This is a genomic window from Pseudoduganella sp. RAF53_2, from assembly GCF_052113985.1.
In the GTDB taxonomy this organism is placed as follows: Bacteria; Pseudomonadota; Gammaproteobacteria; order Burkholderiales; family Burkholderiaceae_D; genus Rugamonas.
Genome location: NZ_JBFRDW010000732.1, coordinates 1 through 2,779 on the forward strand (window position 1 = coordinate 1; position 2,779 = coordinate 2,779).

The window sequence follows — 2,779 nt, forward strand, 5'->3', positions numbered from 1 at the left end:
CTACGCCATCACTGGCCTGAGGCATATGTAATTACCTGCGCCGTTGCGGCGCCCTTGCGTTGCTGGCCCTTGCTGGCCAGCGCGCCGGCTTTGGCGCGCGCCTGCGCCACCAGTTGCCCGACACTGCTGAAAGTGTCGGGATTCCTTTCCGCGCATGCCTTGCGTTCGTTCGCGATGCGCAGGCGATTCGCTGCGAGCGTGCGCGTTGTCAGCGGCTGGCCGAAATCGCGCCAGGCCGTCTGCTCCTCCGCATCCAGTCCGGATGGCATCTGCGCCGGCGCCAGCATGCGCTGCACCACCAGCTCGCCCAATGCCTGCTTGAAGTGTCCCGCCTCCCAATACCAGCGCGTGGCATCGTGGGTGCCTGCCGCCGGAATCGCTTCGCAATTGAAGAAGCCGTAGCCACTGAAGTCGTACAGCGCGATATGCGTATCGAGATGGCGTTTGGCGGCGAGCGCCACTTCATCGGCCACGATGTCCTTCCACGCTTCGAAGTGCGGGCCCAGGCCCGTTTCTTCGATCAGCGCCATCAGTTGCGCGTGGTACGGGTAGACCAGCAGGTAAATATCGACGCCGGGATTGCGGCGCGTGGCCGTATCCAGCATGCCGGCAATCTCGGCGCGCGTTCCAGCCACGTCCAGGTCACCGGGCGCCTTGCGCAGCGCTATGAGGACGTTTTCCTCCGCACGCTGGCGAAAGATCTTGTGGTAACCATCCACGCGCGCAAAGCGCTCGTATTCGTGCAGAGGATTGAAACCGCGCTCGGTCTGGGTGCCGGCTTCGCCGTCATGCTGGATGAACAGGGTCAGCAAGGCATCCTTAAGTGAGGTCAGGGAGAACAGCGTATCGAAGCGCCAGGTCAGTCCCAGTTTCTCCCGCGGCAGCTGGAGCGGCACGCCGGGCGCTTCACCTGGAAGCAGCAAGGCGTCCATGAATTCCAGGCCAATGATGACGCGCTTCGGCTTGATGCCCTGCAGGCTCAAGGCATTCAGCTGCGAGATCGCTGTTGTGGCCCCCGTCCCGGCCAGGCCCAGGTTATAAGCGTTGCCGCCCAGCGCCGCATTCTCGGGATTCATGCCCACTTCGACGCGCGAGTTGCCGACCAGGAGAACGGATGGCGCCAAGCGGCGCGCATTCACCAGCTTGAGTTCGTACTGGTAACGCTCAGGCGCTGGCTTGACGGCATTGATGCCTTCACGCTGCAGCAGGTGGTACTGGCCATATGGGTCGACCAGCAGCACGAAGCCGCCCGCCAGCGCGAAGCCRCATAGTGCCGTACACAGCAGCCAGAACAGGAATTGTTTGTGCGAGGCGGCGGGCATGATCTCAGAACTGGAAGTAAAGGAAGTCGCTGGGGCGGTGCAGCGACAGCACGCCCAGCACCGCCAGCACGCCAATCACCACTGCGCGCGATGGCAAGGGACGCCATTCGACCGCGCGTGCAATGGCAGTCTTCGGCGCTTCGTCTTCATAATCCAGGGCCGGTTCGAAACCGCGCACGATCTGCTGCGTATTCGGCATCAGGAAGGCGATGGCAGCCGCTATGGTGACCCATCCCCAGGTCAGGACAAAGCGCGTCGCTCCGCCCAGTTCCCAGCGAATGGACAAGCCATCCAGCACAGTTTTCAGTGCGCCGATGCGCACGCCAATCGCATCCGGCAGCGACACGCCCTGCAACCCCGCCATGCCGGACACAATGCGCAGCGCACCATTCAGGTCCGGCGCGCGGAAGAACACCCATGCCACGCACACGGCGGCAAAGGTCAGCACGCCCGCGCTGTAGCGCCACCAGGTACTGCGCAGCGGCCAGCCTATGCGCGTGGCCAGCGCCAGCCAGGCGTGATTGATGACGAGGTAGACGCCATGCAGTGCGCCCCACAGCACAAAGGTCCAGCCGGCGCCGTGCCATAAGCCGCCCAGCAGCATGGTGATCATCAGATTGGCGAAACGGCGAATCGGCCCTCGGCGGTTACCGCCCAGCGGCAGATAGAGATAATCGCGCAGGAAGCGCGACAGCGTCATATGCCAGCGGCGCCAGAAGTCGATGATGTTCGTGGCCTTGTATGGCGAATTGAAATTCAGCGGCAGCCGCACGCCGAACAGACGGGAAAGTCCAATCGCCATATCCGAATAACCGGAGAAATCGAAGTAGAGCTGGAAGGCGTAGGCCAGTACGCCGCCCCAGGCGACCAGGAAAGTCGGCGCATCCAACTGGGTGAACAGCGCATTGGCGTGCGGCGCCAGGCTGTCGGCGATCAGCACCTTCTTGGCGAGGCCGATGAAGAAAATACTCAGGCCCACAGAGAAATTTGCCGCGCAGGGAATACCGTTCCGCGCGTCGGCAAACTGCGGCATCATTTCCTTGTGATGCAGCACCGGTCCTGCAATCAGATGCGGGAAATAAGTCACGAACAGCAGGAAGTGCAGGAAGCGGCTCTCGCTCACCAGCCCGCGCGCGGTATCGACCAGGAAGGCAATCTGGGTAAAGGTGAAGAAGGAAATCCCGATCGGCAGCACGACGTGCAGGGCGGCCAGCGGCTGGCCAGTCAGACCGGCATAGGAGGATAGGAAAAAGTCCGCGTACTTGTAATAGCCAAGCAGCAGCAGATTGAAGGTCACCGCCGCCGTCAGCCAAAGCTGGCGCGCCCTACCCTGCCGGTGGCGTATGCACAGCGAACTGCCATAGTTCACCAGCACCGACGCCAGCAGCAGCGGAACGTAGCGCACGTCCCACCAGCCATAAAAGAACAGGGAGGCCAGCGCCAGCCAGGCGATAGCC

The 2,779-nt window shown here is 62.7% G+C and carries 2 protein-coding genes; both read right to left on the minus strand.

The genetic code is table 11. The features are described 5' to 3' along the window. Positions 1-8 precede the first annotated feature (8 nt). Positions 9-1,322: a hypothetical protein gene (locus tag AB4Z11_RS28605; protein ID WP_442029211.1), complete on the minus strand. Its 1,314-nt coding sequence runs from the start codon at positions 1,320-1,322 to the stop codon at positions 9-11. Positions 1,323-1,326: 4 nt separating this feature from the next. Beyond that, on the minus strand, positions 1,327-2,779 hold a 1,453-nt coding region (locus AB4Z11_RS28610; RefSeq protein WP_442029212.1), incomplete at its 5' end, for an MBOAT family O-acyltransferase.